General features: G+C 59.0%; 17 protein-coding genes. 14 read left to right on the forward strand and 3 right to left on the reverse strand.

Features of this window, described 5'->3' with window-relative positions; all coding sequences use genetic code 11:
- Positions 1-233 precede the first annotated feature (233 nt).
- Positions 234-620 carry an aspartate 1-decarboxylase autocleavage activator PanM gene (panM, locus tag OXR61_RS22505; RefSeq protein ID WP_021508008.1) on the reverse strand — a complete coding sequence of 129 codons (387 nt, stop codon included), beginning with the start codon at positions 618-620 and terminating at the stop codon, positions 234-236.
- A gap of 403 nt (positions 621-1,023) precedes the next feature.
- Here panM and OXR61_RS22510 point away from each other — a divergent pair, with 403 nt between their 5' ends.
- The 10 genes from OXR61_RS22510 (at position 1,024) to ugpQ (ending at position 11,288) form a co-directional block, all read left to right on the forward strand.
- Positions 1,024-2,151, forward strand: a complete 1,128-nt coding sequence (locus tag OXR61_RS22510; protein WP_021508007.1) for a branched-chain amino acid ABC transporter substrate-binding protein — start codon at positions 1,024-1,026, stop codon at positions 2,149-2,151.
- Between the two features lie 150 nt (positions 2,152-2,301).
- A complete protein-coding gene (gene livH, locus OXR61_RS22515) occupies positions 2,302-3,228 on the forward strand; it encodes a high-affinity branched-chain amino acid ABC transporter permease LivH (RefSeq protein ID WP_010615899.1) in 927 nt (308 codons plus the stop codon).
- Complete coding sequence (locus tag OXR61_RS22520; protein WP_021508006.1) at positions 3,225-4,496, forward strand: high-affinity branched-chain amino acid ABC transporter permease LivM; 1,272 nt, start codon at positions 3,225-3,227, stop codon at positions 4,494-4,496. The genes livH and OXR61_RS22520 overlap by 4 nt, the downstream gene beginning before the upstream one ends.
- Entirely contained in the window at positions 4,493-5,260 is a 768-nt protein-coding gene (gene livG, locus OXR61_RS22525) for a high-affinity branched-chain amino acid ABC transporter ATP-binding protein LivG (RefSeq protein WP_021508005.1), read from the forward strand. The genes OXR61_RS22520 and livG overlap by 4 nt, the downstream gene beginning before the upstream one ends.
- 1 nt (position 5,261) lies before the next feature.
- Entirely contained in the window at positions 5,262-5,975 is a 714-nt protein-coding gene (livF, locus tag OXR61_RS22530; protein WP_010615896.1) for a high-affinity branched-chain amino acid ABC transporter ATP-binding protein LivF, read from the forward strand.
- Positions 5,976-6,367: 392 nt separating this feature from the next.
- Positions 6,368-7,684, forward strand: a complete 1,317-nt coding sequence (gene ugpB / locus OXR61_RS22535) for a sn-glycerol-3-phosphate ABC transporter substrate-binding protein UgpB (RefSeq protein WP_021508004.1) — start codon at positions 6,368-6,370, stop codon at positions 7,682-7,684.
- Positions 7,685-7,744: 60 nt separating this feature from the next.
- Positions 7,745-8,635: a sn-glycerol-3-phosphate ABC transporter permease UgpA gene (gene ugpA / locus OXR61_RS22540; protein WP_031279792.1), complete on the forward strand. Its 891-nt coding sequence runs from the start codon at positions 7,745-7,747 to the stop codon at positions 8,633-8,635.
- Positions 8,632-9,474 (forward strand): sn-glycerol-3-phosphate ABC transporter permease UgpE, encoded by an 843-nt coding sequence (gene ugpE / locus OXR61_RS22545; protein WP_021508002.1) that lies wholly within the window; start codon positions 8,632-8,634, stop codon positions 9,472-9,474. Before ugpA ends, ugpE begins: the two co-directional genes overlap by 4 nt.
- The gene (locus OXR61_RS22550; protein ID WP_021508001.1) at positions 9,475-10,548 is read left to right on the forward strand and encodes a sn-glycerol-3-phosphate import ATP-binding protein UgpC; all 1,074 of its coding nucleotides are present in this window, start codon (positions 9,475-9,477) and stop codon (positions 10,546-10,548) included. It begins immediately after the preceding gene.
- The gene (gene ugpQ, locus OXR61_RS22555; protein ID WP_021508000.1) at positions 10,545-11,288 is read left to right on the forward strand and encodes a glycerophosphodiester phosphodiesterase; all 744 of its coding nucleotides are present in this window, start codon (positions 10,545-10,547) and stop codon (positions 11,286-11,288) included. The genes OXR61_RS22550 and ugpQ overlap by 4 nt, the downstream gene beginning before the upstream one ends.
- On the opposite strand, the gene OXR61_RS22560 is transcribed toward ugpQ, so the two are convergent.
- On the reverse strand, positions 11,285-11,581 hold the full coding sequence (locus OXR61_RS22560) for a DUF2756 domain-containing protein (RefSeq protein ID WP_021507999.1): 297 nt from the start codon (positions 11,579-11,581) through the stop codon (positions 11,285-11,287). The two genes, ugpQ and OXR61_RS22560, sit on opposite strands and share 4 nt — an antisense overlap.
- A gap of 203 nt (positions 11,582-11,784) precedes the next feature.
- Between OXR61_RS22560 and ggt the strand changes: the two genes are divergently transcribed.
- Positions 11,785-13,536, forward strand: coding sequence for a gamma-glutamyltransferase (gene ggt, locus OXR61_RS22565; RefSeq protein WP_267412559.1), 1,752 nt, complete (start codon positions 11,785-11,787; stop codon positions 13,534-13,536).
- 57 nt (positions 13,537-13,593) lie between these two features.
- On the opposite strand, the gene OXR61_RS22570 is transcribed toward ggt, so the two are convergent.
- Positions 13,594-14,097, reverse strand: coding sequence for a GNAT family N-acetyltransferase (locus tag OXR61_RS22570; protein ID WP_021507997.1), 504 nt, complete (start codon positions 14,095-14,097; stop codon positions 13,594-13,596).
- 356 nt (positions 14,098-14,453) lie between these two features.
- Here OXR61_RS22570 and gntR point away from each other — a divergent pair, with 356 nt between their 5' ends.
- The 3 genes from gntR to gntU all read left to right on the forward strand — a co-directional run bounded on the left by gntR (position 14,454) and on the right by gntU (position 17,470).
- A complete protein-coding gene (gene gntR / locus OXR61_RS22575) occupies positions 14,454-15,449 on the forward strand; it encodes a gluconate operon transcriptional repressor GntR (RefSeq protein ID WP_021507996.1) in 996 nt (331 codons plus the stop codon).
- 141 nt (positions 15,450-15,590) lie between these two features.
- On the forward strand, positions 15,591-16,127 hold the full coding sequence (gene gntK / locus OXR61_RS22580) for a gluconokinase (RefSeq protein WP_021507995.1): 537 nt from the start codon (positions 15,591-15,593) through the stop codon (positions 16,125-16,127).
- A 2-nt stretch (positions 16,128-16,129) separates the two neighbouring features.
- The gene (gntU, locus tag OXR61_RS22585; RefSeq protein ID WP_021507994.1) at positions 16,130-17,470 is read left to right on the forward strand and encodes a gluconate transporter; all 1,341 of its coding nucleotides are present in this window, start codon (positions 16,130-16,132) and stop codon (positions 17,468-17,470) included.
- Positions 17,471-17,477 lie beyond the last annotated feature (7 nt).

Raw genomic sequence — 17,477 nt, forward strand, 5'->3', positions numbered from 1 at the left:
ACGGCTGACAGATAAAGGGGGCGACCACCGGGTCGCCTTTTTTTATGCGCGCAATAACCGGCGATGACGTATGACCTGTGCGGATTACAGCACGGTCGCCATGAATGGCGACCCTACAGGACCCGCATGCATATGCATCGTTAATCACGACCCCACGCAATCTGTACGCTCGTTCGCAATCCCCGTAGGGCGCGCATCCATGCGCACCGCTCTGCACGGCGTAAAATCGCCGCTTAACGCACCCACCCGTCGCTCTGCGCGCGGAAACCACACGCCTGCATAAACGCCGCGCGTACGCGCTGATCGTCTTCGCCGTCATCGGCAACCCACCAGTGATCCAGCGCGCTGTTCTGCGCTATCGTCTCTTCCAGCAGATACTGCCCTACGCCGCGCCGCCGCGTGACTTCACGCACTTCCAGCTGCGTAATCTTGCCCAGCGTGCCGCGAATCTCCAGCCGCAGCGCCCCAAGCAGGCGATCGTTAAAGCGCGCTGCATACAGCCGCTGCGCTTCACTGAGGCTGGCTTCCAGCTGCGCGATATCCTGCTGCGGCCAGACTTTGGCTAAATCCAGTCGATCCTGCGGCGTCAGCGTGCTGATGCGCTGAATAGTGAGCTTCATAACCCTTACCTGTACTGGCAGAAAGGCCTTAGTGTAGCGAATTTAGACAGTCAGAGCGCTGTCACTTTTTTGCGATGAAAAGAGGTCAAATGCCAGCCACTTTGCCAGGATTGTGGAGTAAGCCAGCATCGATCGCTGAAAAAGCCAGCATAACGCGCTGGCCTGGTGGTGAAAAACCGGCCATAAAAACCAGAGTAATCTGCTGTTCCCGTCAGCTTTTACTGAATATGTCAGTTGATTTACAGAAGAAAGTTCCTGTTTAATAACCTGAAAAATAAAGCCTTCTTAACAAAAAATGCCAGAAAAGAGTGCTAACTCATTATTCTCAAATCAGTTTTGCTCTTTGACTGGCAGATAAATAACCAATCACAACAGACACGACACAACAGATGGGGAAGTTCGCATGAAAATGAGTAAAGGACGCGCATTACTGGCGGGTTGCGTAGCGCTGGCGATGAGCCATGCGGTACTGGCGAAAGACATCAAAATTGCGATTGTCGGTGCGGCAACCGGCCCGGTGGCGCAGTACGGTGACATGCAGTTCACCGGTGCGGCCCAGGCGATCAAGGACATCAACGCCAAAGGCGGCGTAAACGGTGACAAGCTGGTCGGCGTAGAATATGACGACGCCTGTGACCCGAAACAGGCGGTTGCGGTGGCCAACAAAGTGGTCAATGACGGCATCAAATACGTTATCGGCCACCTGTGCTCCTCCTCCACTCAGCCGGCATCAGACATTTATAACGATGAAGGCATTCTGATGATCACCCCGGCGGCTACTGCGCCTGAACTGACCGCGCGCGGCTATGCCGACGTGATGCGTACCACCGGTCTGGATTCCGATCAGGGCCCGACCGCTGCCAACTACATCCTCGATCAGATCAAACCAAAACGTATTGCCGTGGTACATGACAAGCAGCAGTACGGTCAGGGCCTGGCGGAATCCGTGCAGAAAACCCTGAAGGCGAAAGGCGGCAACGTGGTGCTGTTCGAAGGGATCACCGCTGGCGATAAAGACTTCTCCACGCTGATTGCGCGCCTGAAGAAAGAGAACGTCGACTTCGTTTACTACGGCGGTTACTACCCGGAGCTGGGCCAGATTCTGCGTCAGGCTAAAACGGCCGGTCTGAAAGCCGGCTTTATGGGACCAGAAGGGGTCGGCAACGCTTCCCTGTCTAACATCGCGGGTGACGCCTCTGAAGGCCTGTACGTGACGCTGCCGAAGCGCTACGACCAGCTGCCAGACAACAAAGCGATTGTGGACGCGATCAAAGCCAACAGCGCATCAAACCGCAAAGATCCAACCGGCCCGTTCGTCTGGACCACCTATGCGGCTATTCAGTCACTGGTGGCGGGCATTGAGCGCAGCAAAAGCGATGAGCCTGATGCGATTGCTAAAAACCTGAAAGAGGGTGCGCCGGTGCCCACCGTGATGGGTAACCTGAGCTGGGACCAGAAGGGCGATCTGAAGGGCTTCGAATTTGGCGTCTTCAAATGGCACAAAGACGGTTCTTCTACCGCAGTTAAGTAAGCACGCTCCTGAATTGTCCCTCTCCTGATGGGCGAGGGCAGGGTGCGGCACCGCGCACGCGCGCTGAATGAGGCGCTGCGACGCGGTGCTCTCACCCTAACCCGGTGCCGAACGCACCGGGGATTTCCCGTTTACATGCAGGTCCTCACTATGTCCGAGCAGTTTCTCTATTTCATTCAGCAGATGTTCAACGGGGTCACCCTCGGGAGCACCTACGCGCTGATCGCCATCGGTTACACCATGGTTTATGGCATCATCGGCATGATCAACTTCGCCCACGGCGAGGTGTACATGATCGGCAGTTATGTCTCCTTTATCGTGATTGCCGCCCTGATGATGATGGGTATCGACACCTCGTGGCTGATGATTGCCGCCGGGTTCGTGATGGCGGTGATTATCTCCAGCGCCTACGGCTGGAGCATTGAGCGCGTGGCGTATAAGCCAGTGCGCTCCTCCAAACGCCTGATCGCGCTGATCTCGGCGATTGGTATGTCGATCTTTCTGCAGAACTACGTCAGCCTGACGCAGGGCTCGCGCGATCTGGCGCTGCCCAGCCTGATCACCGGCCAGTGGACGCTGGGTGAGAGCAACGGCTTTGCCGCCACGCTCACCACCATGCAGCTGGTTATCTGGGTCGTCACCTTCCTCGCGATGCTGGCGCTGACCCTGTTCATTCGTTATTCGCGCATGGGCCGCGCCTGCCGTGCCTGCGCTGAAGACCTGAAAATGGCCAGCCTGCTGGGCATCAACACCGACCGCGTCATCTCGCTGACCTTTGTGATCGGCGCGGCGATGGCGGCCGTGGCTGGCGTGCTGCTGGGGCAGTTTTACGGCTCCATTAACCCGTTCATCGGCTTTATGGCCGGCATGAAAGCCTTTACCGCGGCGGTACTGGGCGGCATCGGCAGCATTCCGGGCGCAATGATTGGCGGCCTGGTGCTGGGCATTGCGGAAGCGCTGACGTCAGCCTATCTGTCGACCGAATATAAAGACGTGGTGTCATTCGCGCTGCTGATCGTGGTGCTGCTGGTGATGCCAACCGGTATCCTGGGCCGTCCGGAGGTGGAGAAAGTATGAAACGCCTCGGTCTGGTTAACGCCGTGGTCTCCACGGTGATGCTGCTGGTGCTCGCCAGCTTCTTTATGGGCATGCGCCTCGATCTCGACGGTACCAAACTGGTGGTGGCGAATGCAGGCGCCGTGCGCTGGAACTGGATCTTCCTCGGCTGCGCAGTGGTGTTTGTATTCCAGCTGCTGCGTCCGCTGTTGCAGGGCAAGCTCAAACGCAGTGGCAAAGGGCTGGTGCTGCCGGGTTTTGACGGTTCGACACCAAAGCAAAAACTGCTGATGCTGCTGGTGATTGTTGCCGCCGTCGCCTGGCCCTTCTTCGTGTCGCGCGGCAGCGTGGATATCGCCACCCTGACGCTGATCTACGTGATGCTCGGCCTCGGCCTGAATGTGGTAGTGGGCCTGTCCGGCCTGCTGGTGCTGGGCTACGGCGGCTTTTACGCCATCGGTGCTTATACCTTTGCGCTGCTGAATCACTATTACGGCTTTGGCTTCTGGGAGAGTCTGCCGCTGGCGGGTATTGTCGCCGGTGCCTTTGGCCTGCTGCTGGGCTTCCCGGTGCTGCGGCTGCGCGGTGACTATCTGGCGATTGTGACGCTCGGCTTTGGTGAGATCGTGCGTATTCTGCTGCTGAACAGCACATCAATCACTGGCGGTCCCAATGGAATCGCGCAGATCCCCAAGCCGAGCCTGTTTGGTATTGAATTTGGCCGGCGCGTCAGTGAAGGCGGCTGGACCACCTTCCACGAGCTGACGGGCCTGGCGTACGATCCCAATCATCGCGTAATTTTCCTTTATCTGGTGGCGCTGCTGCTGGTGGTGCTGACGCTGTTCGTCATCAATCGTCTGCTGCGCATGCCGCTGGGGCGCGCGTGGGAAGCGCTGCGTGAAGATGAGATCGCCTGCCGTTCGCTCGGTCTCAGTCCGACGCGCATCAAGCTGACGGCCTTTACCATCAGCGCGGTGTTCGCCGGTTTCGCCGGTACGCTGTTTGCCGCGCGTCAGGGCTTTGTCAGCCCGGAATCTTTCACCTTTGTCGAGTCCGCGTTTGTGCTGGCGATTGTGGTGCTGGGCGGCATGGGTTCGCAGCTGGCGGTAATCCTGGCCGCGATTCTGCTGGTGGTGTCGCGCGAGCTGATGCGTGATTTGAACGAGTACAGCATGCTGGTGCTCGGTGGGTTGATGGTGCTGATGATGATCTGGCGTCCGCAGGGGCTGCTGCCGATGAAGCGTCCGCACCTGAAGCTGAAACAGGCAAAACAAGGAGAGCAGGCATGAGTCAGCCTTTATTAGCCGTTGAAGGCCTGATGATGCGCTTCGGCGGCCTGCTGGCCGTCAACAACGTGGCGCTGGAACTGCATCCGCAGGAGATCGTCTCGCTGATTGGCCCGAACGGGGCGGGGAAAACCACGGTATTCAACTGCCTGACCGGTTTCTATAAGCCAACGGGCGGCACCATCAAACTGCGCGATCAGCCATTGCAGGGCCTGCCGGGGCAGAAGATCGCGCGCATGGGCGTGGTGCGAACTTTCCAGCACGTGCGCCTGTTCCGTGAGATGACGGTGATTGAAAACCTGCTGGTGGCGCAGCATCAGCATCTGAAAAGCGGCGTGTTCTCCGGGCTGTTTAAAACCCCGGCGTTCCGGCGCGGCGAGAGCGAAGCGCTGGACCGCGCGGCCAGCTGGCTGGAGCGCATTGGCCTGCTGGAGCTGGCTAACCGCCAGGCCGGCAATCTGGCTTACGGCCAGCAGCGCCGGCTGGAGATCGCCCGCTGCATGGTGACGCGTCCGGAAATCCTGATGCTCGACGAACCGGCCGCCGGCCTCAACCCGCGCGAAACGCACGAGCTGGATGAGCTGATCGCTGAACTGCGCGGCGAACACAAGGTGACGGTGCTGCTGATTGAACACGATATGAAGCTGGTGATGGGCATTTCTGATCGCATTTATGTGGTGAATCAGGGAACGCCGCTGGCCAACGGTACGCCGGAAGAAGTGCGTAACAACCCGGATGTGATCCGTGCTTATTTAGGTGAGGCGTAACATGGCGAACCCGATTTTAACTTTGCAGGGCGTCAGCGCGCACTATGGCCCGATCCAGGCACTGCATAACATTAATCTGCACATCAGTCAGGGCGAAATCGTGACGCTGATTGGCGCGAACGGCGCGGGTAAAACCACGCTGCTCGGTACGCTGTGTGGCGAACCGCGCGCCACCAGCGGCACCATCACCTTTGATGGTAAAACCATTACCGACTGGCAGACGGCAAAAATCATGCGTGAAGCGATTGCCATCGTACCGGAAGGCCGGCGCGTATTTTCGCGCATGACGGTGGAAGAGAACCTGGCGATGGGCGGCTTTTTCGCGACGCGTCAGCAGTATCAGGAGCGCATTGAGCGCGTTTATCAGCTGTTCCCCCGGCTGGCGGAGCGCAAAGTGCAGCGCGCCGGCACCATGTCCGGCGGTGAGCAGCAGATGCTGGCGATTGGCCGCGCGCTCATGAGCCAGCCGCGCCTGCTGCTGCTGGACGAGCCGTCGCTGGGTCTGGCGCCGATCATTATCCAGCAGATTTTCGACACCATCGAACAGCTGCGTAAAGAGGGCATGACCATCTTCCTCGTCGAGCAGAACGCCAACCAGGCGCTGAAGCTGGCCGATCGCGGTTACGTGCTGGAGAACGGTCACGTGGTGCTGGAGGATAGCGGTGAAGCGTTGTTATCCAATGAAGCGGTGAGAAGCGCGTATTTAGGCGCCTGACCGGGCTTTGGTCATGACGTTGGTGCGGTAATTTGCCCTCACCCTAACCCTCTCCCGCACGCGGGAGAGGGAACCGTACGGCAGCTTTTTTCAGGCCAGGTTGCTATCCTGGCATCCTCCCGGACTTCTCTCGCCCTGCAGAAGAAGGCATCAGCGCACCGCCTTTTATCCCCCTCTCCCTGTGGGAGAGGGCCGGGGTGAGGGCATCAGCACGCACGGCCTTTCATCTCCCTCTCCCTGTGGGAGAGGGCCGGGGTGAGGGCATCAGCGCGCACTAACCCTGTCACACTCCCGTCATAATCCTGTTATTTTTCCGTCATTTCCTCGTGTCATGTTACTTCGCGAACAAAAAATGCGTGATATCGCGCGCGCCACAAGCACAGGAAACCCTTATGTCCGCTTTTACGCTTCGTCCCCGCCTGATGAGTCTGCTGCTCGGTCTGGCGATCAGCGGTAATGCGCTGGCTGCTACCGAAATCCCTTTCTGGCACTCAATGGAAGGCGAGTTAGGCAAAGAAGTCGATTCTCTGGCACAGCGTTTTAACCAGGCTCACCCGGATTACAAAATCGTTCCGACCTACAAAGGCAACTACGAGCAGAGCCTGGCCGCGGGTATCGCTGCGGTGCGCAGCGGTAAGGCGCCGGCCATTCTGCAGGTTTACGAAGTGGGCACCGCCACCATGATGGCCTCGAAAGCCATCGTGCCGGTGCATGAAGTGTTTAAAAACGCCGGCGTGCCGATGGACCCGAAACAGTTTGTCCCTGCCGTTGCCGGTTACTACAGCGACAGCAACGGCCAGCTGATCTCACAGCCGTTTAACAGCTCCACGCCGGTGCTGTACTACAACAAAGACGCGTTCAAAAAAGCCGGTCTTAACCCGGATCAGCCACCGAAAACCTGGCAGGCGCTGGCGCAGGATGCCGCCGCGCTGCGTAAAGCCGGCATGAGCTGCGGCTATGCCAGCGGCTGGCAGGGCTGGATTCAGATTGAAAACTTCAGCGCCTGGCATGGCCTGCCGGTTGCCACCAAAAACAACGGCTTTGACGGTACCGACGCGGTGCTGGAGTTCAACAAACCCGTGCAGGTGCGCCACATCCAGCTGCTGGAAGAGATGAATAAGAAAGGTGATTTCACCTACTTTGGCCGTAAAGATGAGTCGACGTCCAAGTTCTACAACGGCGACTGCGGTATCACCACCGCCTCATCCGGTTCGCTGGCCGACATTAAGCATTACGCCAAATTCAACTTTGGCGTGGGCATGATGCCGTACGATGACACCGTGCCGAACGCACCGCAGAACGCCATTATCGGTGGCGCCAGCCTGTGGGTGATGAAAGGCAAAGATGCAGCGACGTACAAAGGCGCGGCGGAGTTCATGAAGTTCCTCGCCCAGCCGGATATTGCGGCAGAATGGCACCAGAAAACCGGTTATCTGCCGATCACCACCGCGGCTTATGAGCTGACCAAACAGCAGGGCTTTTATGACAAAAACCCGGGCGCCGACATCGCCACGCGGCAGATGCTGAATAAAGATCCGCTGCCGTTCACCAAAGGGATGCGTCTGGGCAACATGCCGCAGATTCGTACCATCGTCGACGAAGAGCTGGAAGGCGTGTGGACCGGCAAACAGTCGCCACAGGCAGCGCTGGACAACGCGGTGAAACGCGGCAACGAACTGCTGCGTCGCTTTGAACAGCAAGTGAAGTAACTCCGTAATGGCGGGATGGACGGTAAGTCCGTCCCGCTGTCTCTTTCTGACGAGCCTGCTATGTCCTCATCATCACGTCCGGTTTTCCGCGCCCGTTTGTTGCCGTATCTGCTGGTGGCCCCGCAGCTGGCGATCACCGCGATCTTTTTTCTCTGGCCCGCCGGAGAGGCGCTGTGGTACTCGCTGCAAAGCATCGATCCGTTTGGCATCTCCAGCACCTTTGTTGGCCTTGATAACTTCCGCCGTCTGTTCAGTGACGACTACTACCTTGATTCGTTCTGGACCACCCTCGTGTTTAGCGCGCTGGTCACGGTATGCGGCATGACATTCTCGCTGCTGCTGGCGGCGCTGGTGGATTACGTTATCCGGCTGAAAAAGCTCTATCAGACGCTGCTGCTGCTGCCCTATGCGGTAGCGCCGGTGGTTGCGGCGGTGCTGTGGATGTTCCTGTTCAATCCGGGGCTGGGGCTGTTCAGCCATCTGCTGAACCAGCTTGGCTACAACTGGAACTATGCGCAGAACAGCGGTCAGGCGATGTTCCTGATTGTACTTGCGTCGATCTGGCAGCAAATGAGCTACAACTTCCTGTTTTTCTTTGCCGCGCTGCAGTCCATTCCTAAATCGCTGGTGGAAGCCGCGGCGATTGACGGTGCCGGACCGGTGCGCCGTTTCTTTAATCTGTCGCTGCCGCTGATTACGCCGGTCAGCTTTTTCCTGCTGGTGGTGAATCTGGTTTACGCCTTTTTCGACACCTTCCCGGTGATCGATGCCGCCACCGGCGGCGGGCCGGTACAGGCCACCACCACGCTGATCTACAAAATCTACCGCGAAGGCTTCACCGGACTCGATCTCTCGTCGTCCGCCGCGCAGTCGGTGGTGCTGATGTTGCTGGTTATCGGCCTGACCATTCTGCAATTCCGCTTTGTCGAGCGTAAGGTGCAATACCAATGATTGAAAACCGACGCGGGCTGGATATCTTCGCCCACACGCTGCTGGCGCTGGGGGTGCTGACCATTCTGTTCCCGCTGTACGTGGCGTTTGTCGCCGCGACGCTGGATAACAACGCGGTGTATCAGGTGCCGATGACGCTGGTGCCGGGCCCGCATCTCATCGACAACATCACCCACATCTGGCGCGATGGCGTCAACGGCAGCGCGGCGTTTGGCCTGATGATGCTGAACAGCCTGATCATGGCGCTGGGCATCACCGTGGGCAAAATCACGGTGTCGATGCTGTCGGCGTTTGCGCTGGTGTGGTTTCGCTTTCCGCTGCGCACGCTGTTTTTCTGGCTGATCTTTATCACCCTGATGCTGCCGGTAGAAGTGCGTATTTTCCCGACGGTGGAGGTGATCTCCACGCTGCACATGCTGGACAGTTACAGCGGTCTGACATTGCCGCTGATGGCCTCCGCGACCGCCACGTTCCTGTTCCGCCAGTTTTTTATGTCGCTGCCGGATGAGCTGATTGAAGCGGCGCGCATTGACGGCGCCAGTCCGATGCGTTTTTTCTGGGATATCGTGCTGCCGCTGTCAAAAACCAATCTCGCCGCGCTGTTTGTCATCACCTTTATTTACGGCTGGAACCAGTATCTGTGGCCGCTGCTGATCATCAACGATGCCGGCCTGAGCACTGCCGTGGCGGGGGTGAAAAGTATGATCAACACCAGCGGCGGTCCGACGCAGTGGAACGAAGTGATGGCGGCGATGTTATTAACCCTGATCCCACCGGTGGTGGTGGTGCTTGTGATGCAGCGCGCTTTTGTGCGTGGCCTGGTGGAGAGTGAGAAATAAATGGCAGCTGTAACCCTTCAGACCGTGACGAAATCGTACGACGGCAAAAACCAAATCATTCAGCCGCTGAACATCACCATCAACGACGGTGAGTTTATGGTGATGGTCGGCCCATCCGGCTGCGGGAAATCGACGCTGCTGCGCATGGTGGCCGGGCTGGAGCGCGTCACCTCGGGCGATATCTACATCGATGATCGGCGCGTCACCGACATGGAGCCGAAAGATCGCGGCATCGCCATGGTATTCCAGAATTACGCGCTCTACCCGCACATGACGGTGGGAGAGAACATGGCTTACGGCCTGAAGATCCGCGGCATGGGCAAGGAACAGATTACCCAGCGGGTGATGGATGCGGCGCGCAGTCTGGAGCTTGATCACCTGTTGCAGCGCCGTCCGCGCGAGCTCTCCGGCGGCCAGCGTCAGCGCGTGGCCATGGGCCGCGCCATCGTGCGGGAACCGGCGGTGTTTCTGTTTGATGAGCCGCTGTCGAACCTGGATGCGCGCCTGCGCGTGCAGATGCGTCTGGAGCTGCAGCAACTGCACCGCCGGCTGAAAACCACCAGCCTGTACGTCACGCACGATCAGGTTGAAGCCATGACGCTGGCGCAGCGCGTGATGGTGATGAATAAAGGCGTGGTGGAGCAGGTGGGCACGCCGGTGGAGGTGTATGAGCGTCCGGCCAGTCAGTTTGTTGCGTCGTTCATCGGCGCGCCGGCGATGAACCTGCTACCCGGTCAGATCAACAGCGATGGCTCGCGCTTTACGCTCGACGCGCTCAACAGCCTGCCGCTCGGCGCCGGCAAAGCACGATGGGCCAACCGTCCGCTGACGCTCGGCATTCGTCCCGAGCATATTCAGCTCAGCAGTCGTGAGGCCGGCGGTGTGCCGCTGGTGGTGGATACGCTGGAGATCCTCGGCGCGGACAATCTTGCGCATGGCCACATTGGCAACACGCGGCTGGTGGTGCGTTTGCCGCATAGCGAGCGGCCGCAGGCTGGCAGCAGCCTGTGGCTACAACTGCCGCCAGATGCGTTACACTTCTTCGATTCTACCCATGGAAAGCGTCTGGAATGAGTGTAAAAAACTGGCCCTATCCGCACATTGTTGCGCATCGCGGCGGCGGCAAGCTGGCCCCGGAAAACACCCTGGCGGCGATTGATGTCGGCGCGCACTACGGTCATACCATGATCGAATTCGACGCCAAACTGTCACAGGATAAGCAGATTTTCCTGCTGCACGATGACACGCTGGACCGCACCAGCAACGGCTGGGGCGTGGCGGGCGATCTGCCGTGGCAGCAGCTGGCGCAGCTGGATGCCGGCAGCTGGTTTAGCCGTGAATTTGACGGTGAACCGCTGGCATTGCTGAGCGAGGTGGCGGCGCGCTGCCGCCAGCATCAGATGATGGCCAACATTGAGATCAAACCCAGCAGCGGTACCGAGGTGGAAACCGGACGTGATGTGGCGCTGGCCGCACGAACGCTGTGGCAGGGACAAACGGCACCGCTGCTGTCCTCGTTCTCGTACGCGGCGCTGGAAGCGGCAATGCAGGCCGCGCCGGAGCTGCCGCGCGGCCTGCTGCTGGATGAGTGGCACGACGACTGGCAGGCGCTGACCGCCGCGCTCGACTGTGTCTCAATCCATTTAAATCATCGCTTGCTGGACGCCGGACGCACCGCCGCGCTTAAAGCCGCCGGTCTGCGTATTCTGGTGTATACCGTGAATCAGCCCGCGCGGGCGCGCGAGCTGCTGAGCTGGGGCGTGGATGCCATCTGTACCGATCGCATTGATGCTATCGGCCCGGACTTCCGTTAATTGCCGTACTGCGTTTGTGTATTGCTGTTCTGCTGGCCCGGCTGCGACTGAATCACGCGCTGCCGGGCGCTATCGCGCCGCTCCTGCAGCTTACGCTGCATCTCCTGATTTTGCTGCTGCTGATCCTGACGCAACTGCTGCTGCTGTTGCTGCTGCTGGATCTGCATGCGCGTCTGCATCCGCTGCTGGCTTGGGTTATAGCCGGGTTGATTCGGTTGGTTAGTGTTGTTCAGCATGTTCGCCATGCCGCTCAGCGGCATCAGTGCCGCGATAACAATCAGCCATTTTTTCATGGTGTTCCTCCATCAGTGCGGCCTGCTGTGTGAGGTTGCTCGCCACCCGGCAGCAACCGCCGCAACCATAAGTTTATGCGATATCACAAACCCCAAAACCAGGAGTGCACCTAATTTGGCTTAACTGCTATCTTTTTTACAGTATTTGCAAACACTTGCAGCAATCAATAACAAATGTAAACAACTGAAAGGATGGTGGCGGGATGAGGATACATAACGGTGTGCGCCAGTTCGGCTGGGCGCTGTTAATGAGTTTTACCGTGGTGCAGGGGGCGCAGGCGGCGCCAGCCAGCGCACCGCCGGTGTCATATGGCGTCGACAGCGACACCTTTCATCCGGTGAAAGCGCAGCACGGGATGGTTGCATCAGTGGACGCCATGGCAACCCGGGTGGGCGTCGATATCCTCAAACAGGGGGGTAACGCGGTAGATGCAGCGTTTGCGGTGGGCTTTGCGCTGGCGGTCACCCACCCGCAGGCGGGCAACCTGGGCGGCGGCGGCTTTATGCTGCTGCGCACCGCTGCCGGCCGCACCACCGCCATCGATTTCCGCGAGATGGCGCCGGCGCGTGCCTCGCGCGATATGTTCCTGGATAAGCAGGGTAATGCGGATAGTAAGTTATCACTCACTTCTCATCTGGCTTCCGGCACGCCGGGAACCGTAGCCGGTTTTGCCCTGGCGGCGCAAAAGTATGGCACGCTGCCGCTCAGCACGCTGCTGGCGCCGGCGATCAAGCTGGCGCGCGACGGCATCATCGTTAACGATGCGCTGGCTGACGATCTCGCTACCTACGGTAAAGAGAACCTGATCAACCACGACAACAGTCGCGCCATTTTCTACAAAGCCGACGGTCAGCCTTACCAGAAGGGCGATCGCCTGGTGCAGAAAAACCTCGCGCACAGCCTGCAGCTGATTGCCCAGCAGGGGCCGGATGCGTTCTACAAAGGCAAAATTGCCGATGAGATCGCTGCCGAAATGGCGCAGCACGGCGGACTGATTGGCAAGGCGGATCTGGCGGCCTACCGCGCAGTGGAACGCAAGCCGGTAAGCGGCAGCTACCGTGGCTACGAGGTGTTCTCCATGCCGCCACCGTCGTCCGGCGGCATTCATATCGTGCAGATCCTCAATATCCTGGAAAACTTCGATCTGGCGAAATGGGGCTTCGGCAGCGCGGACGCGATGCAGGTTATGGCCGAAGCGGAAAAATATGCCTACGCCGACCGCTCCGAGTATCTCGGCGATCCCGACTTCGTTAAAGTGCCGCAGCAGGCGCTGACCAGCAAAGCCTACGCCAAAACGCTGGCCCAGCAGATTGATGTCAACAAGGCGCGCCCCTCAGCCGACATCAAGCCCGGCAAGCTGGCACCGTACGAGAGCAATCAAACCACCCACTTCTCGGTGGTGGATAAAGACGGCAACGCGGTGGCGGTGACCTATACGCTGAATACCTACTTTGGCAGCGGCGTGGTGGCCGGTAACAGCGGCATTCTGATGAACAATGAAATGGATGATTTCTCTGCCAAGCCGGGCACGCCAAACGTCTATGGCCTGGTGGGCGGTGAGGCGAACGCGATCCAGCCGGCCAAACGTCCGCTGTCATCGATGTCGCCAACCATTGTGGCGAAAGACGGTAAAACCTGGCTGGTGACCGGCAGCCCGGGCGGCAGTCGGATTATCACTACCGTGCTGCAAATGGTGGTGAACAGTATCGATTTCGGCATGAACGTGGCGGAAGCCACCAATGCGCCGCGCTTCCACCATCAGTGGCTGCCGGATCAGCTGCGCGTCGAGAAGGGCTTCAGCCCGGATACGCTGCGTCTGCTGGAAGCTAAAGGTCAGCATGTCAAAGTGCTGCCGGCGATGGGCAGCACGCAGAGCATTATGATTGGCCCGGACGGCATGCGTTACGGCGCATCCGACCCGCGCTCGGTGGATGATTTGAGTGCCGGGTATTAACGTCGCGCAATAAATTGCGCCGCTACCTCACCGTGCACCGGCCGGTAGCGGCGCGATTCATCGCGCATTCCCTTTCAGACGCGCCATGTAGTGCGTATCGATAATCTGGCCGTCGCGGACCGCGAAACCTCTGGCGGTACCTTCAATCTCAAAACCAAACTGCTGATACAAACCCATGGCCTGGTGGTTATCCGCAAACACCGTCAGTTCAATCCGCGTGACCTGCAGCCAGTTGTCGCACAGATCCACCATCGCCGCCATCAGCGCTTTACCCACGCCGCGCCGATGGAATGTCGGATCAACGCCCATGCCGATAGTGGCGCAGTGACGGCGGCGTGCCACCGCCATAACTTCCAGCGTCAGCTGACCGACAACCTGCCCGTCAATACAGGCCACCAGCATGGTGACATGGGGACGGGGATTCGCGAGCCGCTCCTGCCAGAGTGACGGTGACTGATACGGCAGATGCAGCGTGCCCGCCTGGGTTTCCGGCTGGCTATAGATACGCGTCAGAACGGCGGCATCTTCGGGCGTTGCGTGACGAACAGTAACCTGACTCATAAAGCAGCTCCTTGCACTCAGTGAATGAAATCCCCTTTAACATCAGGGAATTCGCGCGCAACGTCAACGGTAAAAAAAACAGGAAAGGGCTTTACAGACGCGAATGATAATGATTATTATTGTCAACGCGAATCCGGCAGCGTCTCCTGACAAACCGGGTAAGCACGACATTGCTCACATTGCTCACATTGCTTCCAGTGTTTCTTAGCCAGCTCGGGTGCTGGCTTTTTTTTTGCCTGCGCCTCAGGCGAACGCCGTCCTCGGCACTTAATCCCTCTTCTCCTTCCGTGGCCGCAACGGCATAACATGACAAAAAAATGATAAACTCAGCGTATCTCTGACCTCAGGCGCACACGATGAAGAAGAAAAGACCGGTATTACAGGATGTTGCCGATCGCGTCGGCATCACAAAAATGACCGTCAGCCGCTACCTGCGGAACCCCGATCAGGTCTCTGCGGCGCTGCGCGACAAAATCGCCGTGGCGCTGGATGAACTCGGCTATATCCCCAACCGTGCGCCCGACATGCTCTCTAACGCCACCAGCCGCGCGATTGGCGTGCTGCTGCCCTCGCTCACCAACCAGGTATTTGCCGACGTGCTGCGCGGCATTGAAACCGTGACCGATGAAGCGGGCTATCAGACGCTGGTGGCGCACTTCGGCTATAACCCGCACAAAGAGGAGCTGCAGCTGCGTTCGCTGCTGGGCTGGAACATTGATGGCGTGATCCTGACCGAACGTTCCCACACGCCGGGCACGCTGCGCATGCTGGAAGTGGCGGGCATTCCGGTAATCGAAATGATGGATTGCGTCACGCCGTGTCTTGATATGGCCGTGGGCTTCGACAACGTCGAGGCGGCGCGGCAGATGACGCATGCTATCCTCAGGAAAGGCCATCGTCACACCGTCTATCTGGGCGCGCGCCTCGATGAGCGTACGCTGCAAAAGCAGCAGGGCTACGAACAGGCGATGCGCGAAGCCGGGCTGACGCCACACAGCGTCATGATGGAAGATGCCTCCTCCTTCAGCGCCGGTGCCCAGTTGCTGCGCGAGGCGCAGAAGCGCTATCCGCACACTGACAGCCTGTTCTGTACCAATGATGACCTGGCGGTAGGCGCGATGTTTGAGTGCCAGCGCCAGGGGTTGCGCGTGCCGGAGCAGATGGCGATCGCCGGTTTTCACGGCCACGACATCACGCAGGTGGTCAATCCGCGGCTGGCTACGGTGCTGACGCCACGCGAACGCATGGGGCGTGAATCAGCCGCCATGCTGCTGGCGCGGATTGGCGGCGATCGCAGCGTGACCGCACCGCTGGATGTCGGTTTTGAGATTGCCGAAGGTGGCAGCATCTGATTTTGGCGATTTTTTGAGTCAGTTCACACTTTCGTGCTTTTCCGCCTGACAAGGGTTGCCAGCGTCTGAGCGCGCTCGGACAATGGCAATCAAAATTGTTATCGGTAACATTGGCAGCACCAACTGCCGGAGCGCAAAACCATGACCACGCCATCTCCATCGCACCACGTCTTTATCCTGATGGGTGTTTCCGGCAGCGGAAAGTCTGCCGTCGCCAATCAGGTGTCTCATCAGCTCAGCACCGCGTTTCTGGATGGTGATTTCCTGCATCCGCGCAGCAACATCACCAAAATGGCGGAAGGCCATCCGCTGAACGACGACGATCGCCAGCCGTGGCTGCAGGCGCTGAATGATGCGGCGTTCGCGATGCAGCGCACCCAGGCGATCTCGATCATCGTCTGTTCAGCGCTGAAGAAGTCCTATCGCGACATCCTGCGTCAGGGCAATCACAACCTGAAATTCATCTATCTGAAGGGCGATTTTGCCACCATTGAGTCTCGTCTCAAGGCGCGCAAAGGCCACTTCTTCAAACCGCAGATGCTGGTGACACAGTTTGAAACCCTGCAGGAACCGGGTGCCGACGAGCCGGATGTGCTGGTTGTCGATATCAATCACTCACTGGATGAGGTAGTTGCGGCCACGGTTGCGACCATCGCGGGCGCAATCAACAAGGGCTAGTCATGAGTACCGCAACGCTGGTGTTAACCGCAGCAGGCTCTGTCCTGCTGCTGCTGTTTTTGGTGATGAAAGCGCGTATGCACGCCTTTGTCGCTCTGATGTTAGTGTCGATGGGTGCCGGTCTGTTCTCCGGTATGCCGCTGGATAAAATTGCTGAGACCATGCAAAAAGGCATGGGCGGCACGCTCGGCTTTCTCGCCATTGTGGTGGCGCTGGGCGCCATGTTCGGCAAAATTCTGCATGAAACCGGTGCGGTCGATCAGATCGCCATTCGTATGCTGAAAACCTTTGGCGAGCGGCGCGCGCACTATGCGATGGGCATTGCCGGGCTGATTTGTGCGCTGCCGCTGTTCTTTGAAGTGGCCGTGGTGTTGTTGATCAGCATCGCCTTCGCCGTGGCACGCCGTACCCACGATAATCTGGTCAAACTGGTGATCCCGCTGTTTGCCGGCGTCGCCGCCGCGGCGGCCTTTTTGCTGCCCGGACCGGCACCGATGCTGCTGGCAGCGCAGATGCACGCTGACTTTGGCTGGATGATTCTGCTGGGATTGTGCGCGGCGATTCCCGGCATGCTGATTGCCGGTCCGCTGTTTGGCAACCTGATTGCGCGCCATGTGACGTTCAGCGCGCCGCCGGAAGATCATCAGCCGGACGTCAGCGAGGGCCAGCTGCCGTCGTTTGGCTTTAGCCTGTCGCTGATTCTGTTCCCGCTGCTGCTGGTCGGGCTGAAAACCATCGGCGCGCGCTTTACCACACCGGATTCACGTCTGTATGCGTGGCTGGAGTTTATCGGCCATCCGTTTACCGCCATCCTGCTGGCGCTGCTGGTAGCGATTTACGGCCTGGCTTACCGTCAGGGCATGGATAAAGAGAAGGTGATGCAGGTATGCGGCAGCGCGCTGCAGCCGGCGGGGATTATCCTGCTGGTGATTGGTGCGGGCGGCGTGTTCAAACAGGTGCTGGTGGATTCCGGCGTTGGCCCGGTGCTGGGCCACGCGCTGACCGGTGCCGGCATGCCGATTGCGCTGGCCTGTTTTATTCTCTCCGGCGCGATTCGGGTGATTCAGGGCTCGGCCACGGTGGCCTGTTTAACCACCGTCGGGCTGGTGATGCCGGTGATTGAACCGTTGCATTACAGCGGTGCGCAGCTGGCGGCGCTGTCGATCTGCATCGGCGGCGGCTCGATTATTATCAGCCACGTCAACGATGCCGGTTTCTGGCTGTTCGGCCGCTTCACCGGTGCCACCGAAGGCGAGACGCTGAAGACCTGGACGCTGATGGAGACGATTCTCGGCACCACCGGCGCTATCGTCGGGATGATCGCGTTTAGTTTGTTGTCGTAAATTGCCT

The sequence above is a fragment of the Pantoea sp. GM_Pan_4 genome (assembly GCF_026541005.1).
Taxonomy (GTDB): domain Bacteria; phylum Pseudomonadota; class Gammaproteobacteria; order Enterobacterales; family Enterobacteriaceae; genus Pantoea; species Pantoea dispersa.